This window comes from Faecalibacterium langellae (assembly GCF_002549775.1).
Classification (GTDB): Bacteria; Bacillota; Clostridia; order Oscillospirales; family Ruminococcaceae; genus Faecalibacterium; species Faecalibacterium langellae.
Map to the genome: position 1 here is coordinate 86,279 of NZ_NMTR01000001.1, position 23,402 is coordinate 109,680.

A 23,402-nucleotide genomic window follows, 5' to 3' on the forward strand; every position below is an offset into this window, starting at 1 on the left:
GAGTGGCAACGATGTGCAGAGCATTTGAAGAAGTACGAGAAGAAACAAAGCATGAGCAGTCGATTGAAATTGCAAAATCTTTGCTAGAAGTTGGAAAAATGACCTATGAAGAAATTGCTCGGTCGGTTCAGCTTCCTGTTGAAGAAGTAAAGGCACTGGATACAAAGAAACCCGCCTGATCTTAATTCAGCCAAGATATTCTTAAAAACAAACAGCGGCAGTTTTCCCAATCGGAAAGCTGTCGCTGTTTATGTATAGGGGCTTACAAGTTCTTTGCAAGATTTTTGATGAGTTCGGCCATAGAGGGGTTGGCCAGCAATTTGGTAAGTGCTGCTGCCGCATCTGCATCAACCGCGCTGTTTTCAGGGATGGGCTGCGCTGTTTGATGGGGCATTTCGGGTTCGGCTCCTTGGTGCTGGTAGAAGAAATCATCAAAACGCTGTGCATTCAGACGCCGATCATCATCCAAGATATGTGCATACTGCTCTGTGACCATCGAAGCCTGTGCATGACCTGAATCGCCCTGCACGGCTTTGATATCACCGCCGTTCAGTTTGAGTTTGTATGTAATACTGGAGTGTCGGAAGCTGTGAAAGACCACTTTAGGGAGATTATTTTTTTCAATCAACCGCTTCAATGCACCGTTGATGGTAGACTGCTCGGTTGGCATTCCCAATGGGCCGGCAACCACAAGATTGTAGTCGGTATATTCTGCACCCAGTGCTTCCTTTGTCATATCCTGCTCTGCTTTGAATTCAACGAGCATTTCAGCGACCGTTTTGGGCAGGAAGATGGTTCGGATACTGCTATCCGTTTTAGGGCTTTTCAGAACCTGAACGGTGGTGCAGCGGGAACTCAGCGATGGAAAACGGGTGATAACATTTTTGTTTTCCAATGCGTTCAGTGAAGCAACGTCCACACGCTGAAGTTCTTTGTTTATGTAAATGGATGCGCGTCCCGCATCAATGCTTTCGGGGGAAATATCCACACAATCCCAAGTCAGACCGAGCAGTTCGCCCAAACGCAGGGAGCAGGAGAACGAGAGGTTGATGCACAGCCGCAGCTTCGGATCATCACAAACTTTCAAAGCATGAAACAGCGTTTCGGCTGTCCAGATATCACGTTTCTTGGAAGTGTACTTGGGCAGGGTAGCGTAAATGCAGGGATTCTTTTCCATGAGTTCCCATTTTACAGCCTGCTCAAAGGCGCTCCGCAGAATCTTATGAACCGAACGGACTGTACCGGGGGAAACAAACTGGTGCTTCCGCTTCCCACACATAGGGTCAGCAGCCTCATATTTGAGCAACCGCTGATAATACCCCTCGATCACACGAGTGGAGATATCCTGCAGCTTCATCGAGCCGATGAGCGGAGTTATGTAATTAGCAATCAGTGCAGTGTTTGCCTGATAGGTTGAAAGTGCCCATTTGCTTTTTCCATAGAGGGCAACATATTCAGGAAGCAAGTCGTTAAGGGTTTTGCACTGTGGAACTACAAAAGTTCCAACCGATTCCTTGTATTCGACCTCTTTCTTGCGATTCTTGGCATCCGAAAGGTCAGTAAAGGTTTCCCACTTCTGCTTGGGGGTGCCATCTGCATCCTTGTAGGAATAGACAACACAGAAATTGTTGTTGCGCTTGATAATGCTGGCCATTATGTATCTCCTTCCACTTTTCGTTTGGATCTTAGAACATCATCAAAAACATCTTTTCGGACACGTTTTGCCCGCCCTACATCAATTGTGGGAATTCCTTCCTCACGAATCCATGTAACAAGGGCGGTGCGGCTGATGCCGTAGAAGTCTTGAATCTCTTGAAAACTGTAATATTTGCCGCTTTTGGGAGATTGCAGTTTCAATGGAGGATCTTCTGGAACATCTTCGGCCTGTGGCTGAACCTGATATGTAGATTGACTGAGAAGCCATGTTTCAAAGCTGGCTTTGGTAATGCGCCGCCTGTCGGCCACACGCTCAATAACGAAACAGTCCCGATATTTTTTACAGTCGAGAATCCAGTAGACCTTTTCTCTTGGAATACCGAGCAGTTTTGCCATCTCCGGGATGGAGATGGTTTGTGCTTCAATCTCCCGGTCACGCTCTCGATCAGCCACAGTGCGGTGGCGGCTTTGTGACCGATACCAACGCTCAAATTCCTCTTTCGGAATCCGCATCCAGAAGTCTACCGTTTCTGCTTTCAACTTTCCCTGACGGATGAGTGTATAGACAGTGTCAGAGTCTACCTTTAATATTTCAGCAACTTCCAAAATAGAATATGACCGCTTGCAAAGTTCCTCGCCCGGTGGAGGACCATTGACCTTATGGTATTTGACCTGATTGGCGTACCATTTTTCAAAACTGGAAATAACGATACGCATTTTGTCGTTTATCAGAATGACGTCAAAGAAATTCTTATGAAGCAGCCAATAACTATCCGTTTTGCCGAGACCGAGAAGATGCTGCATCTCACGAACCGACATGGTTGTTTTAGCGGTGGTAGGTTCGGCTTTTCCGTATAAGGTAGCCGAAATATTCTGCACATCATCCATGAAGGACACCTCCATCTATGTAAAAACTTAGCCGGGATTTCTCGTCCCGGCTAAAGAATAGCAGATTTCGCTTGAAATGTTGAGGATGTCAAACAGCAGGATTGGGTTCGATAATGCCATCGTTCAGCCACGCATCGAAGCTGGTTTTGGAGATACGATAGGCACCACCAACTTTGAACCAGCGGAATTCATTCTGTTTCAGCAGACGACAGACGGTGGGGCGGCTTAAAATCAGCATTGCCATCAGATCTTCAATCGTGTAACAGCGGATATCCTGTACTACGGGCGTGGGGGTGGAAGATGCAGTAGGTATTTTTTCTTCGCAATTATTCATGGGATAAAACCTCTTTAATTATACATTGAGTTAAAACTTGAGCGGCAGTGCGGCCCGGCGGCTTCCACCATTATAAATAGTATAGACCTGCTGAAGGTACTTCGTCTTGCCGGGAAGGCTTACGCCTGCGGTTCGAGCAAGGCGAAAAATCGTGAACGCATCGACCTGCCGCAGTTTGGCAATCAAGCGGCCTTTGTTATATTCGGAGTGATACAGTTCTACAAAGCGGCAGATGCCGAGCAGGTTTGCGGAACTCATGGAATCAGGTTCGCCGTTCCAAGCGTTCAGCAAAACATCAAGGGATTCGATATACAGTTCCGGACCCAGCCGGATGAATTCGTGATAGGCGGTTGCAATGCAGCTGATCCGCTGCTTGCCCCGGCCTTCTTCAAAAGAAAGATGAACGCCAGCCAATTCGGTGGCCTGCTGGAATGCAACGGCAGCAGGCTCCCCTGCAAAAATCAGGGCACGGAGCTTCTGCCCTGCACTCAGCCGTTCCGAAAGGCCTGTCTGCTGTGCAAACAGGAGGGCTTCTTCTCGTTCTGTCATACCAAAATAAACCTTGCAGCGAATCTGCAAATCTTCGCCGCCGTTCAGAAATTTCCGTGCAGCGATGGTGTTCTGTCCGTCCATCACATAGTAGTGACCATCCCGGAAGCTGATCTTCGGCTCATTGGCAACCCGCTCGTCAAATTCTTTTGCGATGCGGGCAACACGAGCGGGGTGAAGAGCACGCTGATAAGTGTCGCGCGGCACGACCAGTTCGCTGCTGTTCAGGCACATCTCATGGTAAGGTTTTACAACTGCGTTCATCATAAAGGAACCTCCTTCTTCTTTTGCAGAAAATCAATTCCTGATTGGATAATCAAACCGATTTTCTTCTTTTCGTTATCGGATAAGCGGAAACTGGAATACCGTTCATAACAGATATTCCAGCGGAACATAAGCGATTGAAGTGCATCATCCAGTTCTGCGACCATGAACTCAACAGAAGATTCCGTCGGGGTGGAGAGCATCCTTTCCGATATCTGCTCAATGCTATGTAGATCGCCTTTTGTGTGCTTGGCGAGAGCAGGGGGCTGACTGTTCAGCACCCGAAGATTCTGAAACTGCTGGGAGAGCAGCTCTTTTGCAGCGGCGAGAACATCCTCCTGCGGAGGAGCCGTAAGGTATTTTCGGAATGACTTGTATCCAATGAACCCAAAGCTGTATTGCAGACACACTGACACTTGCCGCATTTCATATTTGGACAGGTGCCCAAGGTAGCTTAACACTCTGGATTTATCTGCGGGGCGCGGGCTTTCGCAAATCGCCATAGATGGCGCACTCAAAAAACGATTGTGTAGAATAAAATGCGTTGGCATATTTCGCTTTTTGATCTGTGTTGTCAGCGGAACGACCAGAAGAACATTGGAGTAAAAATTACCGTCATCGTTCTGGACAACAATGGCAGGTCGGATGCCGCCTTGCTCGGAACCGCTGTAAGGATTCAGATCCATCATGTAGACATCCCCGCGCTTGTACATCCAGTTTGCGGGCATAGGCGGATACGCTTTCTCTTTTTTGCCTCGTGTAGCCAATTTGGATTGCTCCTTTCTATCCGTATATGTAACAGTGGGCTGCTCGCACAGCCCACCCTACTATCTCAAACAGCAAATTGCTGTGATTTATAGTTCTATGCCTTTCCGTATTTGTCCCCGACATCCCCGGAAAACGAAAACTCAGTTTTCGTGTGGGAAATCTTTCAGCCGTCCGGCAGCGTACCGAATCCATAGGGTTCTCACCTCTCCGTGGTTCACACCGAGCTGCCCGAAGGCAGAAGTATCATTATTCTGTGATGAATCGTAGCTATGGAGAAGCTGTCATCCATTTACCGTCAACCTACCGCTCATTCCCTCAGTGGGAGATCATCGCATTTGTTACGGACGTGGCTCATCATCACAGGAATGTGACTGAAGAATGCGTGTTCAATTTTCAAGGGGCGGATGCCAGATGTTGTCTGGCTTGCTTATAGTATAGCGGCTCAAATTGTGAAATGCGTGGGCCTCGTAGGCCTACCTTGTAGGCCTATTTCTGGAAGAAAATTCCAAACCCTGAAATTACAGCAGTTGCTTTATGGAAGAAAGAATGCTGATGGCAGTGTCGATTTCCTCTTTGGCAAAATCATTAGAAGGGCCAATACCGGTTAAAAGAAAGTCCGTGCTGGTGTGCAACTCATTTGAAAGATCAATAAGAAGTTCTAAGGAGCAAGCAACTGTGCCACGCTCAATTCGGCTAATATGACCTTTATTTACATTTACTCGATATGCAAGCTCATCTTGGGTAAGATTGCGAACTTTCCGAAGATTGCTGACACGCTGACCAAATTCTTTCGTACTGAACATAATGAAGGTCCTTTCCGCCGGATGCGGAGGTTGAGGACACTTCACTGTGGGACAGTTTACGGGCTTTTCTCAGCGAAAAAAAGACGCATTAAAAGAAAAGGTTACCGATACCTTTCCATCCGAAAATGGAAAGCAGTATAAGTATCCTCGGCCTTTAATGCATCTCAGGCTTTCGATATGTTTTTATTCGGACGAATCGAAAGCCTTGGAAAATTGCCAAAAAAGAAAAACCTCGTGTGGTAGCTTACAAGGCAGCGATTCGTGCCGTATAAGCATATCACACGAGGGTCTTACGAAAGTCTTATGAACATCTCACAAAAGTCACATAGGGCCATTTTTATCCTATTTAGGGAATCTCCTGAGAAATTTTATGTCACATGAAAGTCTCTTGAACATCTCATGAAGGTCTTATGAGAATTATTCGCAGCTATCACCTAATGAAGTACACAATTCTTTATATTCTTCGGTGGTGAGGTGCTGCTTTGCTAATTGATACTCGTTTGAGGCCAATTCATCCATTCCTTGAACTTTAAGGGAGTGAATCAGCCAGTAGTATCCTCTGGAGTTTTCAGGGACGATTGCCAGAGACCTTGCAGCATACTGATTCAGCAAATCATAAGAATGCAGCGCATTCAGTTGCTTCAGGAGTTCATTCACGGCGCCAACATAAGCAATATGATACTTTGCCGCAAACTGAATAAGCCAATGTTCCCCGTCAGCAGAAGAAAGAATTTTTCCACAATAGAGGTCGATCGCATTTTTTAACAGTTCTACCCGGTTGATAACGGAAGATGCTTTCGAGGCCAACTGGATAAGATCGTCAAATTGCTGATAGTCCGTCATAATATGAAGATCAGGGTTGAATTGATAACCGGAAGCGGTAGATACAATAAGCTCTTTTTCTGAAATAAGACCGAATGTTTGCCGGAGGCGATAAATCAGATTTCTCATATTCTTAGCAGGATTCGTTGAATCATCAGGCCAAAGAGCTTGCGCAATTTCCAGCGATGAGTGAGCTTTCTTACCTGAAATCAAAAGATAGGTTAGCAAGCGGCTGATTTTTGGGGATTTCAGATCGGCTTCTCGCAGGATGCCGTGGGAGGTGTAAATCTTCAGTTCGCCAAAGAGACTGACAAAAACATCATGGCTGCTCTCGATGTTTTCTGGAGCGAAGGCCATGTTCAGACCGTCATTCATCTTTTTGTCTTTGTAAGCAACGAGAAGAACATACGCCAACAGCCGCAGAATACTCGTTTCGGAAATGTACCGCTTGGGATTGCGTACCGCAAGTAGAGCGACAGGGCGCGGCTCCAGAGAAGCACCAAGGACAGATTGGATTCCCAGACGCTGATAGAGATTATACTCCGCAGGATAGGTGTTTTTTACTTCTTCTGCATCAGGAACGATCATCGGTTTCCCATGGCGCACGGCCTGTACCCATCGGTCAAGAAATTCAGCAGATTCAAACTCCTCCGTCAAGATGGTTGTTTTATCTTCAGAACTATCATTATACCACCAGAATGGTGTCCAGATTTTCAAGTCCAAATCTACTTGGATAAGACCACACCAATCGGCATCGTAGAATTTGCACGCTGCCTTTAGAATCTGTCGGGCAACTTCTTCTGGCGAATGTTGGTCATAACATAGTTGAGATTCCAAAGCCTTCACAGTGTGTTCAATGTCAAGCGCACGCTGAATATCATCAAAATTGCGTTCTTCGTATTCCGATGTAGACTGCAACATGATAATGCCTCCAACAAAAAAGCACAGCATTCTAGCTTCATCCGCTCTATACGGTGAAGTCAAATGCTGTGCTGTATTTTATCATGCAACCGCAAGAGCTGAATGAAATTACTTTTTTACGATGGTTTTGATAAATGCAGCAAGTGCATTTATCTGCTCGGAATCGAATTGCTGGAGTTGATCGGTAAGAGCATTCATTCCATTGGAAGGTTCCTCACTGAAATTGAAAAATTCCTGTGGAGTTACGTTGAGGTACTCACATATATAAAAGAAGTTCGACATGGTAGGAAAGGTAGTTCCACATTCGATTGCACGAATATATCCGGGATTTTGCCCAATGGAAAGACTCATGTCTCTCGCAGATACTCCCTTTTTCGTGCGCAGTTCAGCGAGCCGCTTGGAAAACTGTTCTTCGTACATGAGCAACCACCATCCTTCTTTACTCTATTGTAGTCTAGAGGACAGTCAAAAATGAGTGGTTGAATCTATAATTTTTAATTGAAATAATCAACTATGCGTGATAGAATATTTATCAAGCCGATTGGATGCTTTGGAAGGGCTGGGGGGAAAATGATCGACTATAATGAAATAAGCTACACGGAAATTGAAGATTGTATCGAGGACGCAAAGAAAGGGTTGCTTAGTCCATATTGGCAAGGATACGCAGAAAGAGAAGTTGATTCTTTGAGACTGACTGATGGCTCGTTGCCTGAGCGAGCCGAACAGTTATATAAAGAACTGAAAACAATCCTGCATGAAGTTCACCAGATAACGGATGACTGAAGAATTTAGTTTTCTAAGATTATATCCAAAAAACGCAAAATGACGCACAGCTGTAGCTTTTTGCGCGGCGCCGGTGCGGCGGACAGAAAAAATGGCTGTTCGCACAATTATGTGGAGCGCGAGTAGATTGAATTTTGTATAAAATGACGGAACGAAATCTCCTTTATAGTGGGGACATTAAGTGAATTTTTAATAAATAACGATGGTGCGACGAGATGCGAAAATTGCTATTAACCGAAAATTTTGAAAAAGAAGGCTTGACAAGCGTAATTAAATGTGTTATTATTTCAATAGTTAATAATGGAAAATTGTATATTGACGAAGTATACCCTTTTGTGGTAGAATCCAGTTGTCTTCAGGACAAGTGGATTCATTGGTGTACAAACTTGGGCCTGTAAGACAAAAAGTCTTGCAGGTCTTTTTTTGTTTCCTTTGACATCAATGCAATCGTTCCTCAGCAGAGCCGATCATCTGCGGAGGACGAAAGAGAACGGAGAGAATACTATGATTCAGGTGTTATCCAAAAAGAAGAAGGATTTTCTGGCGTGCTGCACTTATGTGACCGAAGTGGAGTTTGAAGTTGCAGAAGATGGTCAGCCTACCCGCTGGCTGTGTTACAGCGATGCGGACTTTGCCGGCTTCATCGTGACGGACCGCAGTGCGATGATGGACGAGTCGAAACCGACGGAGTATTACCAGCAGATGCAGGTCCTGGAGGAGTACGAGGATCTGGAGACGGCAAAAGGGTCGAAGTACTATGACCTGTTTGCCCAGATGCAGGAAATTGCCGAGGAAAGCTGAGACCAGTCCATAGAAGAACGTTTTATCGGACAGATAAAAGCGTAGAATCATGTCAGAAAATCAACCGAAAACTGTGGGAAGCGAAAAGGGGTACTGCAAATGAGCATCTTCATTGATCTGGAAATGAACACCACCGATGCACGTCTGGTACATAAGAAAGATCTCCGGAATGAGGTCATCGAGATCGGCGCAGTGCGGATGGACGATACGTTTCACCCGCTGGACCGCTTCCGCATTTTCGTGCGGCCCCAGTACAACGGTGTGATCGAGCGCAAGATCTACAAGCTCACCGGCATCAGCAACGGTGCCGTGAGTGATGCAGTCTCTCTGCCCGAAGCACTGGATGCGCTGGAAGCATGGTGCGGTTCGGACGGCTGCGAGATCTACGCATGGAGCACCAGCGACCTGTGCCAGCTGCGCAAGGAATGCGGCTTTAAGGGCATCGACAGCGTTTTTCTGGACGAGATGGTGCAGTGGCACGATTTTCAGGAGGACTTCCGGCAGATGCTGGGAGAGAAAAACATCCTCTCCCTCAGCAACGCCATGCACCGGGCAGGGCTGGAGCCGGAAGGCTGCCTGCACGATGCTTCGTGGGACGCTTACAACAGTGCCCGGTTGATGGAAACGGCTCATTCTCCGAATTTTGCGGCAGATGTGGCAAAGGCACAGGCTGCCTGTTATCAGGAAGCTCCCAGAATGCAGGGCGGGCTTCCGCTTGATGTAATGAAAAAGCTGGCGGCTCTGCTGCAGAGCAGCCAGCCGGAACCCGCAATGGCGGTGTAATGGGAAGGAGCAAGGATTGTGATGATGGAACATTTGTGGAATTCGTACTATGTACAGATGCGGATCACCTACCGGGAGCATTCTCGTGACGGACAGGTGAAATCAAGAATAAGAACATTTGACTGCGACAGCCATATCGCAGAAGCCGTTCGGCTGCTCAATGAGAAAGGCTATGCAACAGGCAACTGTTGCGAAGATCATCCCTACCGTGTTATTCCGGACAACAATCAGCGCAAATACAAGAACACGGCGTACTTTGAAGGAGGATATCTACAGTTTTGCAGCATCGAAGACAAGAAAGTTGTTCTCGCAAAACTAAAGGAAAAGAGCGATTACTTCTCAGAGGATACGCACAGCAAGATACCCGGCATTATGTCCAGCTTATATTGGGAGCCGATCCGCAGCGCAGAAGTGGATGGACACAAATATAGCGTTATGCGGTATGAGACCCTGACAAAGATTTTCAAGGTCATTTATCAGGACATCTGGAAAACGCTTCTGGAGGTAGCGCAGGAGCTTCCTCATAAGGAAACGGACGATCCATGGATCTTGAAAGCGGAAATTCTAGACAAACCGCTAAAGCCGCATTTTGCAAATGTTCAGGGACTTAAAACATTTGAAGAAGTATAAAAAGTACAGGAGGAACGACCATGAACGCACAGAAGTATTTTGAGCAGCACGCCGAAGAACTCATTGCCAGCTATGCAGGCAAAAATGTGGTTCTCTTTTTTCGTGGTTTTGTACCGGCCAATGTCCGCTGGCTGGCACATCGCGAAGATGCGGTTTTGCCGGCAGGCAAGATTCTGAACGAGGATGGCAGCATCAGCATTGCCAAGATTGATGTAGCCAAGCGGAAGCTGGTGCAGAGCCTGATGATGCAGGAAGAAGGCGTGACGGTCGGAATTTATGAGGAAATGCTGGCCATCCTTCAGAACGTACAGGACCCCAAGGAGATGTTCGATGCGGAGTTCATCGTGGTGGACAACAACGCCTTCCCTGCCTATGTGCCCAGCTGCATCCCGGCAGAGGACGCCGAAGCGCTGTACAAAGCGTACGAGAGCGAAAAGACCGAGTTTGGTTCTGCGGAAGTTCTCAGCCATTACTATGCAGCCGTCCGCACACTGGATGAGCGTTATTATGTGGCACTGTTCAATCGGCATCAGGGCGAAAATATCCGCTGTGTTCCGTTCTATCAGAAAAAGCAGTCCGTTTTTACGGACGCACCGGCAACGCTGTCCCACGAAATTTCTCCGTTGGTACTGGCAGACCAGTTCTTCTGCGGCGAGGTGGAAGGTCCGCTGGTGCTGCCTGTGGAGCGGGAACAGAACGCCAAAAACAATACCTACGATGTGCTGTCTTTTGTGGCAGCACAGTGCGGCGCGACCTTTGCACTGAACTGCGCCGAGCACAAGGAGCAGGTGGAACCGGAAACCATAAATCGGTATCGGGCTATCCTCAAGCAGTACTGGGGCGCAAACGCCGATTTCCGTATGCTGGACTTCTACAAAGACCCGGCGGCAGGAACCGAGACTATGCAGATCAGCCAGGGCGAGATCATCAGCACCCTTGTCAAGCAGTGCGAGCTGGCATTGGATGGCTATCAGGATTACTCCAATGTGTTCCTGACCGCTCCCACCGGTGCGGGCAAGTCCGCATTCTATCAGGTGTCTGGCATCTATTTGGCACAGGTGCATCAGGCAGTGACCCTCGTTATCACTCCGTTGATCGCCCTGATGCAGGATCAGGTCAGCCAGCTGGAAGCCCGCGGGGTGCACTGCGCCACCTTCCTCAACTCCAATGTGTCCCATGAGGAGCGGGAAGAGCGCCTGAACGCCATCCATAAGGGCGAAAAGTCCATTCTGTACATTGCACCGGAAATGTTGCTGACCACCTCGCTGGAGACCCTGCTGGGCGGCCGCAGACTGGGCCTGTTCGTGGTGGACGAAGCTCACACTGTTACCAGCTGGGGCCGGGATTTCCGTGCGGACTACTGGTTCATGGGCGATTATCTGGAGCGCCAGCGCAAAAATGGACTGCACTTCCCGGTGCTCTGCCTGACGGCAACGGCTGTGTTTGGTGGCAGGGATGACGTGGTGCAGGACACCATCAGCACGCTGGGACTGAATCAGCCCATCCTATATCTGGGCCGTGTCCGCCGCGATAACATCGACTTTGATATTCACTCGCTGGACAAGCAGACGGATGAGAGCCGTGATGAGTTTAAGGTGAACCATGTGGCGCAGAAGATCGCAGAATATGTGGCAGAAGGCAAAAAGACACTGGTCTACTGCCCGTTCCGTTCTACGGTGGACAGCATTTATCAGGCGGTACCTTTCAGTGTAAAGGATAAAGTCCGCCGTTACCACGCAGGTATGGAACGGGGAGAAAAGAACGCTGCACAGGATGCTTTCAAGAACAACAAGGCAATTGTGATGATCTGCACCAAAGCATTCGGTATGGGCGTGGACGTGCCGGACATTGTGCAGGTGTACCACTATGCCCCTACCGGAAATCTGGCAGATTATGTGCAGGAAATCGGTCGCTGCGCTCGTGACAAGAACCTGCGTGGCACGGCGGTGGAAGAATATCTGCCCGGCGATCTGTCACAGCTCAAGCGTCTGCACGGCATGGGCGAACTGCGGCAGTTCCAGCTGCGAGAGATGCTTCACAAGCTGTACTGGATGTACAGCCAGAAAAAGCACCGTAATCTGCTGGTTTCTCCGGATGCGTTTAGTTATCTGTTTGATTCTGGCGAGGTAGAAAATCGCGTCAAAACGGGTCTGCTCCTGCTGGCAAAGGATCTGGAGGAAGCATACGGCTTCCCGGTGCTGGTAGTGCGTCCCAAGGCTATGTTTACAACCTGCTATGCCAACGTGCCCGAAGAAATCGAGGAAGAATTCCTTGCCAAGTACGGCGATTTTGTCAAGAATCTCTATGACAACACCGTGACGGTCAATCGCAGCTTCAGTCCGCTGGCATCGGATGTGGTGGTTCGCAACAGTGGCAGCATCTATGAGATTCGCATGGGCGACCTGTGGGAAAAGTATTTCTCGGATATGACCTTTGGTATGTTCAAGGCCAAGTTCTTCAAAGGTGAACTGTTTGCACAGGATGGTACGAACCGTATCTCGGTGCGGGTCAAGACGCAGATCCATTATGGTCAGGACTTCGATACCACCCGCGCAAAGCTGCGTCAATACATGGAAGCGGTTGCTCAAGTGTTTGATGGCTACCGCAAGGAGCATAAGATGTTTACAGCAGAAGAATTCCGCCAGAAGGCACAGGAAGCGCTTGGCGCAGAAGTGCTGAATGCTGATTTTGCGAAAGCACTGCTGGAACTGTTTGTGATGGATGTACAGGCTGATCCTACAAGGCGTGAGGGTGACCGCATGAAGTTTATTCAGGCAACGCAGCGCGGCGGGAACCGTATCGGTCTGCTGTACCGCGTGACCAATGGAAACTACTTTTCTATGGCCAACTGGATGGATCAGAAGCTGGTCAACTGTGCCCCCAACCGGGAAGAAACGGAGTACATGGGTTATATCCCTGCCACCATCGGCGGCAAGCAGAACCCGGTCATGCGCCTGTTGGCTGTGCTGGAGATCTTCGGGCTTGCAAGCTATGAGGTGCGCGGCGGTCAGAATCTGGAAATTTTCGTTCGTGTCAACGACCCGCAGAAGATCCGCAGCCTGTCCGAAGACCGTCGCTATAAGAACCTGCAGCTTCAGGAAATCCATCGCCGCCATGTTGCAGCAGAAAACATGATGACTGCTTTCCTGACCAGCGATCTGACCACCAAACAGCGCTGGGACCTGATCGAGGACTACTTCCTTGGGCATGACGAGGTTGTGGCACAGGTGCTGGGACTGAACGAAGAAAATTGAAGGAGGTCGTTCAAATGAAATTCAATAAAGGTCTGTTTGATTTTATCGGCTACATGAGCTTTTTCAATCCCGTTGATACGGGAGCTGCTGGGGACTCAAAGGCAAATCGGGAAGTACTGTTTGACGATGTTCAGGAATGTTCTTCCGCTGAAGAATTTGCAGAAAAACACGCAGATGAGTATGATAGCGTGGAAGATGCAGAAGAGTTTTGGGAGGATAACTGAGAACTTCGCTGCTCCACGAACTTCGGAACATCTGAAACGATTTGCTGAGTTTTGCGAGATTTGTTTTGTGCAGAATGTCTATCAATTGAGGATAATTTAGCTACTTTATGAATTGACAAAGCTTCGTATAAACGATAGACTTAAATATAATTGTACATTATATAAGTGATGGTGTTTTATGAGCAGCAAAAAGAGACAGGATCAGTATACTGCCGGATTGGTATCAAAGCCCTTCTGGTTCTATGAGTATAAAGCCTATGTTAATGAACTTTTGAACGGTTCATCGGCAGACGAAATCAGGAGCAGTGCTTTTGAGAAGCACCTGTTTTCCGCAGCCAAGGAGTACCGTGTAAAGGAAATTCTTAATTGTGTTTCGCGTCGGGTGACACAGTTTGATCAGGATTGGCAGGAACTTTTCGGACAGCAATCTGTTATGGTGCAGAGAATGATGGTTCTGCTGTCTATTATGGCAGACGACAAACTTTTCTTCACCTTCATGTACAGAGTATACCGTGATAAGCTGATTGTTGGAGCTGAATCTTTGGAGTCGAGCGATGTGCTTGCGTTCTTTCGCTTGATGCAGAACGAGTCTGAGGAAATTGCTCAGTGGAAAGACACGACCATTCGCAAGCTGACACAGACCTACCGTAAACTGCTGAACGATGCAGGACTTCTTGCTGGCGACAAGATGGTGCCGCCTCTGCCCAGCTCTGCATTAAAGCAGTACCTGAAGGCACATGACATGAACGCCTATCTGATGGCAATCACAGGAGCAGATGAATGAATACGGCTGATAGACTGAATAACCTTGATGCTTTTTTGCACACAATTTCCGAGGAGAACCACGCCGGACTCGGCGGTGAAGCTGGCTACTATGTGTTCAGCTATGACCCGAAAGATGAGATGCGTATTCGGCAATGGACAAAGAATGAAATTGAGCTTTTTCGGAGGGCACATCGTCCGGTTGTGGAGTTTGACCTCTACAAAATCATGGCGGAACTGCTGGTTGAAAAGCATCCACGGCAAAAATACGAAGACCTGGAGATGCGGACCGGCAGCATGACACGCGTGGTGAATGCGGCGAACAGTGTTTTGCAGATCGGACGGCCGATGGACCTTATGCTGGACTACATTGTGAAGCGCATCCCACAGGACAATGCTGTTATCCTGTTGACCGGTGTTGGAAAATGCTACCCACTTTTGCGTTCTCATAAAATTCTGAACGACTTGCATGACCGGCTTGCACAGGGGATTGTTCTGATGATGTTTCCGGGACGATACGAAGATGGCTACCTGTATTTGTTCGGCGATGTAAAGGATGGCAATAATTACCGTGCGAAGCCTATCTGATATGGATGTGTAGGAGGAACTGACATGAATATTGGTCAGATGTTTGCAAAATCGATCAACCGCGAAATCAAACCGGTGGTCAAGCCCGGTCAGGTTGATGATGCAACTGTCAAGCTGGAACTTCAGGAATATGTTGTGACACAGGAGCTTCAGAAACATTTTGCTGCATTCTTTTCAAATTACCGTCGAGGCATTGGCGCAGATACTGATCGTATCGGTGTCTGGATTTCCGGCTTCTTTGGAAGTGGTAAATCTCACTTTCTAAAGATGCTGTCTTATCTAATCAGCGATAAAGAAGTTGCAGGCAAGCCTGCATTGGAATATTTTATCGAGGACGATAAGATTACGGACCCGAAGGTTCTGGCAGACATCCGCGCAGCAGAAAGTGTCAGCACGGACGTGATCCTGTTCGATATTGCCTCCAAGAGCCGCACCAGTAGTGCCGCTGCACGCGATGTGATCACCATGGTTTTTCTGCGGGCATTCAACGAGAAACTGGGTTATTCCTACCAGTATCCTCGCATGGCAGATCTGGAGCGGAAGTTGGATGCAGATGGAAAGCTGCAAAAGTTCCGTGACCGTGTAGAAGAACTGGAAGGCAGCAGCTGGGATGATGCTGTGGCTGGCATCGACCTTGCACAGGATTCGTTTGTGCAGGCACTGGTTGAGCAGGGTGTGATGAGTGAGGAATCTGCACGCAGCTGGTGTGACCGTGTGGGCGAAGAATACAGCATCAGCACGGAAGATTTTGCCAAGCTCGTCCGTAAACATATTGAAAGTAAGGGCAACGATCATCATGTGGTTTTCTGCGTGGATGAGGTTGGTCAGTACATCGGTGATGACTCCAATATGATGCTGGATCTTCAGACGCTGGAGCATGATCTGGCAGTTCAGTGCCATGGCAAAGCGTGGATTCTGGTCACCGCACAGGAAGCCATTGATAAAATTCAGGCTGTCAATAATGTAGACTTCTCCAAGATTCAGGGCCGCTTTGACACCCGGCTGTCCCTGTCGTCCAGCGATGTGGCAGAAGTTGTCAAGAAGCGTATCCTGAAAAAGAATGCAGAAGCGCAGGCCGAACTGAAAACGTTTTATCCCAGAAAGGCAGATGCCCTTGATACATTGCTCAAGTTCTCTGGCGATATGCCTGAAATGAAACTGTACGAGAATGCGTCTGATTTCGCAGAGGTGTACCCCTTTGTTCCCTATCAGTTCAATCTGCTGGGCAAGGTGCTGGATGCTGTCCGTCTGTTTAGCAGTCCCGGCAAAAACAGCTCCTATGGCGAACGCTCCATGCTGAGTATGTATCTCAGCACCGCCAAGAGCCTTCAGAATCAGGAAGAAGGCATCCTCGTCCCGTTCAATGCATTCTATCAGGGCCTGTCCGCATTGGTGGACCACGAAACTGCCATTGCCATTACCAACGCACAGCGTAACAATTCGCTGAACCCCGACCATGCAGAAACCTGCTTTGAGGTTGAGGTACTCAAAGTCCTGTTCATGATCAAGAATGTGCGGGAGTTTGATAAGCCTACGGTGCAAAACATCGCTACCCTGATGGCATCACGGACGGATGAGGACCGTTATCAGCTGGAAAACCGGGTGGAAACGGCTCTGAAAAAGCTGGTTCAGGAGCAGTTGGTACAGAATCTAGGCGATAATTACATCTTCCTGACCAATGAGGAGCAGGAGGTCAACAGAGAAATTGCGAGCCGTCGGCCGGAAGATTCCGAAATGAACCGCGAACTGGCAACGCTGATCTTTGATGAAAACTACCGCGCGGACAAGTACCGTTATCCGTATCTGAATGGCCGTTATTCCTTCGGCTTCAATCGGAAAATCGATGGCTATGATGCCCTTTCCCGCCCAGACAACAGCATTACAGTCAAAATCATCACCTCCCGTGGCGATGATGCAGATGAATCCCGCCTGAAGATGCTGTCCTCCGGCGAAAGCGGCGACCACACCATTTTTGTGCAGCTGCATGACGATACCCGCCTGAACAACGAGCTGCGCATGATGCTGCAAATTCAGAACTATCTGCGCAGCGGCACCGCAGGCCGTATCACGAAGTATCGCGCTATCTGCGAGGCAAAGCAGGAAGAAGTGGAAGAACGCCGTCAGAATGTTAAGGTGTTTCTGAAGCAGGCACTGTCGGAAGCGGATATTTATGTGTACGGCTCCAAGCTGTCCGGCGGCTCCCGCGACTTTGAGACACGCCTGAACGATGCCCTGAAGCAGCAGGTGGAACGTCTGTTCAACCACCTGACGGACATTGACAAGTCGGTTTCGGAGCAGGACATCGGCAAGCTGTTTGCGGATGCCGGGCAGATGCGGCTTGGCGGTGACGGTACCGGCAACAGCCGCGCCTTGGACGATGTCCGTACCCGTATTGAGCGCAATTCTCTGTCGAGAACGGTGACGACCTCGCTGAAAACGCTGCTGGGCATCTTTACCAAGGAGCCTTATGGTTTCCTGCCGGTGGATGTGGAGTGGCTGGTTGCACGCCTGTTTGCAGATGGCATCCTGACGCTGACCATGAACCATGAGCAGCTCAGCCTTTCCAGCCGGAATGCGCAAGAGTTCCAGCGTCTGTTTACCAGAGTGGAGTCGCAGGAGCGTTTGCTATGCGACATCCGCAAGCACGCCACCGATAAACAGAAGCGCCTTGTTCGTGATATGATGCGCGACCTGTTTGAAAAGGGCGTTTCTTCGGATGACGATGAGCAGCTGATGGCGGATTTGAAAAAAGAGTGTACTGATCTGCGGGAAGAGCTGCGCAGACAGCAGGCAACTTACCGGGAGGAATCGTATCTCCCCGGCAAGAACACCGTGGATGCGGGCATTGCCCTGATGACCTCGCTGATCGACCCCACCACGACGGAATCCTTCTACACGGCACTGGAAAATGCACAGGAGGATTATCAGGACTTCAAGGAAACTTACGAATCCCTGCGGGACTTCTTCAACGCCGGGCAGATCAAGGTATTCCGTGAGGCACACGATGCTGTGGAACTCTACATGCGCAATCAAAGCCGCATTGATGACGGTGAAGTAAAGAACGCTGCGGAAGGAATGCGTAAGATTCTGAGCATGGCAGAGCCGTATGACAAGATTCGGAATCTGGCGGTTTTGCATACGACATTTCAGGAAAAATACCGTGAGCTGTTGGATCGTAAATCCGAGCCGGTAAAAGACTATGTGGCGGACTGCTATGGACGTGTTCTTCAGCATCTGAATACGCTTCGCTGCAAGGAGCACTACTGGTCCTCTGTAATCGCAGAGCGGGACGATGCGCTGGAAAAGATTTGCAGCACCAATAATCTGGGCGATCTCGAATTGGCAAAACTGGATGCGAATCGGACAAAAATCAACTGGATCAACACCATCGACCAGTACGAGGCTGCACACCAGCCTGTGGTGCAGACCCCGGCGGCAAAGGTGTCGGGCGGTGCTCCTGCAAAGGCTGCGCCTGCTGCCCCGGTGCGCCGTCGTGTCACCATCAGCATTCAGGAAGTGACGGATGAATCGTGGCAGATCAACAACGCCGCAGAACTGGACGCATACATTGAAAAGCTGCGCCATGCCCTGAAGCAGAAGCTGGACAATGGCGATACCCTGAACGTGGATATCTGGTAAACGAAAAGAGGAACACTATGGAAAAGGCACCCATCAAGAAGTTTGCGGTGGAAGCCCGTAAGAAGTTGAAAGCAGATGTGACGTTCCAGCTGGAGCGGTACGGCATCACGGAAAACGGCATTGTGGAGCCGCAAACCAGCACGGACAAGGAGCTGGTGTTTGACCTCGGCAACGGCAACACCCAGACCATTAAGGGCGAGCGCTATGTGAACCAGTACAGGAACCTTGCCGCCCATGTGCGCGGCTTCTATACCACCGATGAACCGAAAAAGGAGCTGGAGCAGTTCATCGAGGAGATCGCCTATACATGGTTCAACCGGCTGATCGCCATCCGCTTTATGGAGGTCAACCGCTATCTCCCGGTACGGGTGCTTTCCAGCGAGATCACCGGGCAGAAACTGCCCGATTTGGTCAAGGCACCTTTCTCCGGTGATCTGGAGTTTACCGAGGACGAAAAAAAGCGCATCTTCGAGTTGCAGGATGCCAACAAGGAAGATGACCTGTTCCGTTTCCTGTTTTTTAAGCAGTGCAACGACCTGAGCCGCATTCTGCCCCGGTTGTTTGAGAATCTGGAGGGGCACAACAGCTTTTCGGAGCTGCTGATTACGCTCAGTTTCAACGACCCCAACGGCGTGGTCTACCGTCTGGTCAACGAAGTGGACGAGCGCTGGTTTGACATCCATACCGTGGATGAGGACGGCAAGCCAATCGGTCAGGTGCAGATCATCGGCTGGATGTACCAGTATTACAACACCGAACCCAAGGACAAGGTGTTTGCCGACCTGAAAAAGAACATCAAGATCAGCAAGCAGAACATCCCGGCGGCGACCCAGTTGTTTACCCCGGACTGGATCGTGCGCTACATGGTGGAGAACAGCCTTGGCCGCCTGTGGTACGAGGGGCACCCGGACTTCGACAAGTCCGACTGGAAGTATTATCTGGACGAGGCCCCGCAGGAGCCGCAGGTGGAGCAGCAGCTGAAGGACATCCGTGCCCAGTACGCTAAAATGGAGCCGGAACAGCTCAAGGTCATCGACCCCTGCATGGGCAGCGGCCATATCCTGTGCTACCTGTTTGATGTGCTGATGCAGATCTATCTGGACAACGGCTACTCCAAGCGGGAGGCCGTGCGCTCCATTCTGGAAAACAACCTCTTTGGTCTGGACATCGACAAGCGTGCGGCACAGTTTGCCTATTTCTCCGTGATGATGAAGGCACGGGAGTATGACAGCGGCTTCTTCGGCCGCAAAAACATCCCCCAACCCAGAGTGTATGATATTCAGGAATCCAACTGGATGGGCGGTGCCTACAAGCACGAGATGGGCAGCTTCCTCAACTCGCAGGCACACCGGGACACCCTCAACTATCTGCTGGATGCCTTTGTGGATGCCAAGGAGTACGGCTCCATCCTTCAGATCAAGCCACTGGACTATGAGGGCTTGAAAGAAGCATGGGAGACCAGCGCAGCCGCTACGGCGGGCGACATCAACATGGTCATGTGGTATGATGCCGCAAAGGATGCCGTTGCACAGCTCATTGAGCAGGCTGTTATGCTGTCCCAGAAGTATGATGCCGTGGTGACGAATCCGCCGTATATGAGTGCCGCGGGAATGGAAGGGACACTTGCCGAATTTATAAAGAAGAACTATCCAGACACAAAATCCGATTTGAGCACGGTCTTTATGGAAAAAACGATAGCCATGTGTAAATCACAGGGCTATATGGCAATGATAAACATTCCTGTATGGATGTTTATCACTAGTTATGAAAGATTAAGAGTCAATCTGTTAGATAATGAAAGTCTAGTAAATATGGTTCATCCGGGACGCGGTATTTTTGGATCGGATTTTGGTACGACAGCTTTTGTTGTTTACAAAAAACACATTCTGAATTATCAAGGGCATTATAGACGGCTGTTTGATAAGCAGGGTGATGTAGAAACTCCTGAAGTTCGAGAACAACGATTCTTTGAAAAGCGTGGAATCTATTACGCCAATCAGGAGAACTTTAAAAAAATTCCGGGTTTGCCAATAGCATATTGGGTCGGAGAAAACTTTATTGACGATTTTCGGACAGGAAAAGCTTTGGGAGATATATGTCCATGCAAAAAAGGCATGGATACCTCCGATAATGACAGATTTCTTCGTCTCTGGCATGAGGTGAATCAAGAAAAATTCTCCTTTGGTTTGGTCGAGGACGAAAAGAAGTGGTACCCGTATGATAAGGGCGGAAATTTCAGGAGATGGTACGGAAACAAAGAATATGTTGTCAACTATGAGGATAACGGAGCTGAACTGCAAAATTCAAGAGCAAATCTAAGAAGTAAGCAACTCTATTTCAAGGAACATATAACATGGAGTGCACTCACAGCTGCTGGGACAAGTTTTCGTCTAAGCGATTACAAATCACTTTTTGATTCAGCTGGTTCATCGGCTTTTCCTAATGAAAATAGCATTTTCTATATTTTGTCAATCATGAACACTAAGGTGTTCGATTTGATAATGGGGGTTATCAACCCGACTATCAACTATGGCGCAGGGTCGGTCGCATTGACTCCTATAAAGCAATGGGATGAGAAAGATAAAATTGACCGTATTGCTTCAAACAATGTTGAAATTAGCCGTACAGATTGGGATGCTTTTGAAACGAGTTGGGACTTTAAGAGACACCCGCTGGTGTAATAAAAGGAATCATTTATGGAAGAAGCTGTAAGAAAGGAAATTGAAAAGATTTGCAATGAGGAACTTGCAAAACGTACATGGGGAGCAAAACTTAGTAAGGCCAACAAAGGTGGTATGCCACGTTACCTGATTACAGATTACCGTGCGTTTGGCCTTGTGACGGGAATTGTACGGTATTTTATTCATCGAGAAAACATTCATGAAAGACTTTTCTACAGAGGACAAACAGAAGAATGGGCATTGAAACCAAGTTTGTATAGAAACATCGAAACCCATGATAAAATGGATCTGGCTGATTCATGGAGAAAGCAAGCTCTGGAAGTTCTTGAAAAAGAAAAGTTTGACTATAAAGGCACTCCTGACGAACGGGAGGCTCTGGCACAGCACTATGGGCTAGCAACATCTTTTATTGATATTGTTGACCATTTCCAGACGGCATTGTGGTTTGCATGTGATGGGCAGAAGGACAACAACAGCGTTGGATATATCTATGTTATTTCTGTTCCAGAAGATAAGGCTACTATCATTGACCTGAGAAACAAGCCGTCTAAATGGCTGCGCCCTCATGTTCAACAGGGATTTTGCTTTAAGATGAATCACATCTCACAGTGTGGATTAGTTCCAAAAGACTATCATATTATGACGTTTGTTGTGCCACGGGAACTGTTGGAACGTTGGAGCAATTATGATGTAATAAAGCACAATTATATGTATCCGCCAGAAGAAGATGACAGCAGTTATGGATTCTGGCAAAAAGTCGAAAATCACCTAAATAAAGTGGGACTGGGAACAACCCCACAAACGTGGATTGAGGAACGGATGGATGAAAAAGCAAGAGCTTAAATCTCTCCTGATTGGAAACGGAATCAATATCAATTTTGGCGGAAAGGCATATTCAAACCAGTTTATCATTAAGAGAATTATTTTCAATGCGAGGGCTGGAAAATACGACCCACTCTTTAACGGAAAAATGAGCGGAGAGCAAATTGAAGAAACCTTTTTGAATCTGGCTGAATGGGCAAACGCTATTTCAAGAGGAGAATGCGACTCCGTAGTAACAGATGAAGAACTTCCGCTTCTGGAGGATTTCAAGAAAAGGTATAGCAAAAAGGTTGAGCACTACTATGATGTCGGGTTGGAAGACTGGTTGTTTATTCTCCATATTGTCTTTTTGAAAAATGCTGACCTGAAAAATATTTGGGGTCCCGTAAAGTTCAGCTTTGAGCAGATGATGTTGGATGCCATATACAACGACGGTGACATTCAGAAGGTATACTTATCCATGGGAAAACCCGTGAAAAGATGGTTCGAACAGTTTGATAAGATTTTTACATTGAACTACGATAACAATGTTGAAACACTGATTAAAAAACCAATATTCCATCTTCATGGTGATTACCGTACAAAAGCTAACAGTGAAAATCCGAATACGATTTTGGGGTATCAAAGGACGGAAGCCCACCAGACAGTAGTGGTCCCCGGATTTGAACATTGCTACTGTAATGCCCTTTTTGATTACAGAGGTGAGAATAAGCTCCAAGTGGCGGATGGATTCGAAAAAGGAAAAGCAAGTGTTCAGCGTCTGGCTGACAGTGGAGTTCCTGCAAGCGCATTTCCGGCTCCGGCAGCAGGTTTAGTTCAAACATATCGTGAGCATCCGGAACTTGAGATTGCACCAACGTACTACTTTGATGAGTTTAGAAAACTTAGCGGAGAAGTACATATCATTGGTATGTCGCCCAACAATGATTCACACTTGTTCAGGTTGATTGATGCAAGTGCAGTTGACAAGGTTGTTTTTTACTACTTTTCTGAATCTGAAAAGAAGCAGAAACTCCCGCTCCATCAAAAAGTAGAATATAGAAGTGCCCCGGATCTTTGGAAAAGCTTGAAAGCAGCTCCCAAGAAATACAGCTGTAATTATGACATTCCGAAATTACCTCAAATTGATGGAATCTTTGACTTTTTGGGCGAAATATCAGGTGACCCTGTATCAAAAGCGGATATCATAAAAGAAGTTAATTCTATCCCCGAATTTCGGGCAAAAGAACTGTGCGAACTGGTAGATCAAGAAATAAAGCAGATGGATAAAAAAGGATCGCCTAAAGATGAAAAGGAGCTAAAATGGAGATTTGGTGAAGTCAGTCGAATCGCACTAAGAAATGGTGTGATGCCTGCGGCACTGTTAGTACATTATACTATGACGTTGGGAAAATGAGTTTCTTTGGCAAAATGTATTCATAAGGAGATGA

The 23,402-nt window shown here is 48.0% G+C and carries 21 protein-coding genes; 13 read left to right on the forward strand and 8 right to left on the reverse strand.

Annotation, left to right across the window (positions count from 1 at the left end; all coding sequences use genetic code 11):
* The first annotated feature begins 11 nt into the window (after positions 1-11).
* On the forward strand, positions 12-179 hold the full coding sequence (locus tag CGS49_RS00420) for a hypothetical protein (protein WP_179858992.1): 168 nt from the start codon (positions 12-14) through the stop codon (positions 177-179).
* Positions 180-262: 83 nt separating this feature from the next.
* Here CGS49_RS00420 and CGS49_RS00425 read toward each other — a convergent pair whose 3' ends face one another.
* From CGS49_RS00425 to CGS49_RS00460, 8 genes are all read right to left on the reverse strand, one after another.
* Positions 263-1,654: a tyrosine-type recombinase/integrase gene (locus CGS49_RS00425; protein ID WP_097800058.1), complete on the reverse strand. Its 1,392-nt coding sequence runs from the start codon at positions 1,652-1,654 to the stop codon at positions 263-265.
* The gene (locus tag CGS49_RS00430) at positions 1,654-2,544 is read right to left on the reverse strand and encodes a helix-turn-helix domain-containing protein (protein ID WP_097800059.1); all 891 of its coding nucleotides are present in this window, start codon (positions 2,542-2,544) and stop codon (positions 1,654-1,656) included. Before CGS49_RS00430 ends, CGS49_RS00425 begins: the two co-directional genes overlap by 1 nt.
* Before the next feature lie 88 nt (positions 2,545-2,632).
* Positions 2,633-2,878, reverse strand: coding sequence for a helix-turn-helix domain-containing protein (locus CGS49_RS00435; RefSeq protein ID WP_097782380.1), 246 nt, complete (start codon positions 2,876-2,878; stop codon positions 2,633-2,635).
* Positions 2,879-2,908: 30 nt separating this feature from the next.
* Positions 2,909-3,694 (reverse strand): DUF6551 family protein, encoded by a 786-nt coding sequence (locus CGS49_RS00440; RefSeq protein WP_097800060.1) that lies wholly within the window; start codon positions 3,692-3,694, stop codon positions 2,909-2,911.
* Positions 3,691-4,458 carry a type II toxin-antitoxin system PemK/MazF family toxin gene (locus CGS49_RS00445; RefSeq protein ID WP_242975286.1) on the reverse strand — a complete coding sequence of 256 codons (768 nt, stop codon included), beginning with the start codon at positions 4,456-4,458 and terminating at the stop codon, positions 3,691-3,693. Before CGS49_RS00445 ends, CGS49_RS00440 begins: the two co-directional genes overlap by 4 nt.
* 519 nt (positions 4,459-4,977) lie before the next feature.
* Positions 4,978-5,262 (reverse strand): helix-turn-helix domain-containing protein, encoded by a 285-nt coding sequence (locus CGS49_RS00450; protein ID WP_097800061.1) that lies wholly within the window; start codon positions 5,260-5,262, stop codon positions 4,978-4,980.
* A gap of 417 nt (positions 5,263-5,679) precedes the next feature.
* Positions 5,680-7,005, reverse strand: a complete 1,326-nt coding sequence (locus tag CGS49_RS00455; protein ID WP_179858993.1) for an AfsR/SARP family transcriptional regulator — start codon at positions 7,003-7,005, stop codon at positions 5,680-5,682.
* Between the two features lie 108 nt (positions 7,006-7,113).
* The gene (locus CGS49_RS00460) at positions 7,114-7,425 is read right to left on the reverse strand and encodes a helix-turn-helix domain-containing protein (RefSeq protein WP_055192229.1); all 312 of its coding nucleotides are present in this window, start codon (positions 7,423-7,425) and stop codon (positions 7,114-7,116) included.
* 150 nt (positions 7,426-7,575) lie between these two features.
* On the opposite strand from CGS49_RS00460, the gene CGS49_RS00465 reads away from it, so the two are divergent.
* From CGS49_RS00465 to CGS49_RS00520, 12 genes are all read left to right on the forward strand, one after another.
* A complete protein-coding gene (locus CGS49_RS00465) occupies positions 7,576-7,788 on the forward strand; it encodes a hypothetical protein (RefSeq protein WP_055192231.1) in 213 nt (70 codons plus the stop codon).
* 504 nt (positions 7,789-8,292) lie between these two features.
* Positions 8,293-8,589 (forward strand): hypothetical protein, encoded by a 297-nt coding sequence (locus tag CGS49_RS00470; protein ID WP_097800063.1) that lies wholly within the window; start codon positions 8,293-8,295, stop codon positions 8,587-8,589.
* A gap of 99 nt (positions 8,590-8,688) precedes the next feature.
* The gene (locus tag CGS49_RS00475; RefSeq protein WP_097800064.1) at positions 8,689-9,372 is read left to right on the forward strand and encodes a 3'-5' exonuclease; all 684 of its coding nucleotides are present in this window, start codon (positions 8,689-8,691) and stop codon (positions 9,370-9,372) included.
* A gap of 18 nt (positions 9,373-9,390) precedes the next feature.
* Positions 9,391-10,002: a hypothetical protein gene (locus CGS49_RS00480; RefSeq protein ID WP_143405788.1), complete on the forward strand. Its 612-nt coding sequence runs from the start codon at positions 9,391-9,393 to the stop codon at positions 10,000-10,002.
* Positions 10,003-10,022: 20 nt separating this feature from the next.
* A complete protein-coding gene (locus CGS49_RS00485; RefSeq protein WP_097800066.1) occupies positions 10,023-13,256 on the forward strand; it encodes a helicase-related protein in 3,234 nt (1,077 codons plus the stop codon).
* Between the two features lie 14 nt (positions 13,257-13,270).
* Complete coding sequence (locus CGS49_RS00490) at positions 13,271-13,480, forward strand: hypothetical protein (RefSeq protein WP_097800067.1); 210 nt, start codon at positions 13,271-13,273, stop codon at positions 13,478-13,480.
* A 178-nt stretch (positions 13,481-13,658) separates the two neighbouring features.
* Positions 13,659-14,264, forward strand: coding sequence for a DUF1819 family protein (locus tag CGS49_RS00495; RefSeq protein WP_097800068.1), 606 nt, complete (start codon positions 13,659-13,661; stop codon positions 14,262-14,264).
* On the forward strand, positions 14,261-14,830 hold the full coding sequence (locus CGS49_RS00500; protein ID WP_097800069.1) for a DUF1788 domain-containing protein: 570 nt from the start codon (positions 14,261-14,263) through the stop codon (positions 14,828-14,830). The genes CGS49_RS00495 and CGS49_RS00500 overlap by 4 nt, the downstream gene beginning before the upstream one ends.
* A 24-nt stretch (positions 14,831-14,854) precedes the next feature.
* Positions 14,855-18,469 (forward strand): BREX system P-loop protein BrxC, encoded by a 3,615-nt coding sequence (gene brxC / locus CGS49_RS00505; RefSeq protein WP_097800070.1) that lies wholly within the window; start codon positions 14,855-14,857, stop codon positions 18,467-18,469.
* Positions 18,470-18,486: 17 nt separating this feature from the next.
* Positions 18,487-21,150, forward strand: coding sequence for a BREX-1 system adenine-specific DNA-methyltransferase PglX (gene pglX / locus CGS49_RS00510; protein ID WP_097800071.1), 2,664 nt, complete (start codon positions 18,487-18,489; stop codon positions 21,148-21,150).
* A 15-nt stretch (positions 21,151-21,165) separates the two neighbouring features.
* Entirely contained in the window at positions 21,166-21,993 is an 828-nt protein-coding gene (locus tag CGS49_RS00515; protein ID WP_097800072.1) for an FRG domain-containing protein, read from the forward strand.
* A complete protein-coding gene (locus CGS49_RS00520; RefSeq protein ID WP_097800073.1) occupies positions 21,974-23,368 on the forward strand; it encodes a hypothetical protein in 1,395 nt (464 codons plus the stop codon). The genes CGS49_RS00515 and CGS49_RS00520 overlap by 20 nt, the downstream gene beginning before the upstream one ends.
* The last annotated feature ends 34 nt before the right edge of the window (positions 23,369-23,402 follow it).

Bases quoted from the DNA above. Each gene is read 5' to 3' on its own strand.
- CGS49_RS00420 (WP_179858992.1), top strand. From the start codon at position 12: ATGTGCAGAGCATTTGAAGAAGTACGAGAAGAAACAAAGCATGAGCAG.
- CGS49_RS00425 (WP_097800058.1), bottom strand. From the start codon at position 1,654: ATGGCCAGCATTATCAAGCGCAACAACAATTTCTGTGTTGTCTATTCC.
- CGS49_RS00430 (WP_097800059.1), bottom strand. From the start codon at position 2,544: ATGGATGATGTGCAGAATATTTCGGCTACCTTATACGGAAAAGCCGAA.
- CGS49_RS00435 (WP_097782380.1), bottom strand. From the start codon at position 2,878: ATGAATAATTGCGAAGAAAAAATACCTACTGCATCTTCCACCCCCACG.
- CGS49_RS00440 (WP_097800060.1), bottom strand. From the start codon at position 3,694: ATGATGAACGCAGTTGTAAAACCTTACCATGAGATGTGCCTGAACAGC.
- CGS49_RS00450 (WP_097800061.1), bottom strand. From the start codon at position 5,262: ATGTTCAGTACGAAAGAATTTGGTCAGCGTGTCAGCAATCTTCGGAAA.
- CGS49_RS00455 (WP_179858993.1), bottom strand. From the start codon at position 7,005: ATGTTGCAGTCTACATCGGAATACGAAGAACGCAATTTTGATGATATT.
- CGS49_RS00460 (WP_055192229.1), bottom strand. From the start codon at position 7,425: ATGTACGAAGAACAGTTTTCCAAGCGGCTCGCTGAACTGCGCACGAAA.
- CGS49_RS00465 (WP_055192231.1), top strand. From the start codon at position 7,576: ATGATCGACTATAATGAAATAAGCTACACGGAAATTGAAGATTGTATC.
- CGS49_RS00470 (WP_097800063.1), top strand. From the start codon at position 8,293: ATGATTCAGGTGTTATCCAAAAAGAAGAAGGATTTTCTGGCGTGCTGC.
- CGS49_RS00475 (WP_097800064.1), top strand. From the start codon at position 8,689: ATGAGCATCTTCATTGATCTGGAAATGAACACCACCGATGCACGTCTG.
- CGS49_RS00485 (WP_097800066.1), top strand. From the start codon at position 10,023: ATGAACGCACAGAAGTATTTTGAGCAGCACGCCGAAGAACTCATTGCC.
- CGS49_RS00490 (WP_097800067.1), top strand. From the start codon at position 13,271: ATGAAATTCAATAAAGGTCTGTTTGATTTTATCGGCTACATGAGCTTT.
- CGS49_RS00495 (WP_097800068.1), top strand. From the start codon at position 13,659: ATGAGCAGCAAAAAGAGACAGGATCAGTATACTGCCGGATTGGTATCA.
- CGS49_RS00500 (WP_097800069.1), top strand. From the start codon at position 14,261: ATGAATACGGCTGATAGACTGAATAACCTTGATGCTTTTTTGCACACA.
- brxC (WP_097800070.1), top strand. From the start codon at position 14,855: ATGAATATTGGTCAGATGTTTGCAAAATCGATCAACCGCGAAATCAAA.
- pglX (WP_097800071.1), top strand. From the start codon at position 18,487: ATGGAAAAGGCACCCATCAAGAAGTTTGCGGTGGAAGCCCGTAAGAAG.
- CGS49_RS00515 (WP_097800072.1), top strand. From the start codon at position 21,166: ATGGAAGAAGCTGTAAGAAAGGAAATTGAAAAGATTTGCAATGAGGAA.
- CGS49_RS00520 (WP_097800073.1), top strand. From the start codon at position 21,974: ATGAAAAAGCAAGAGCTTAAATCTCTCCTGATTGGAAACGGAATCAAT.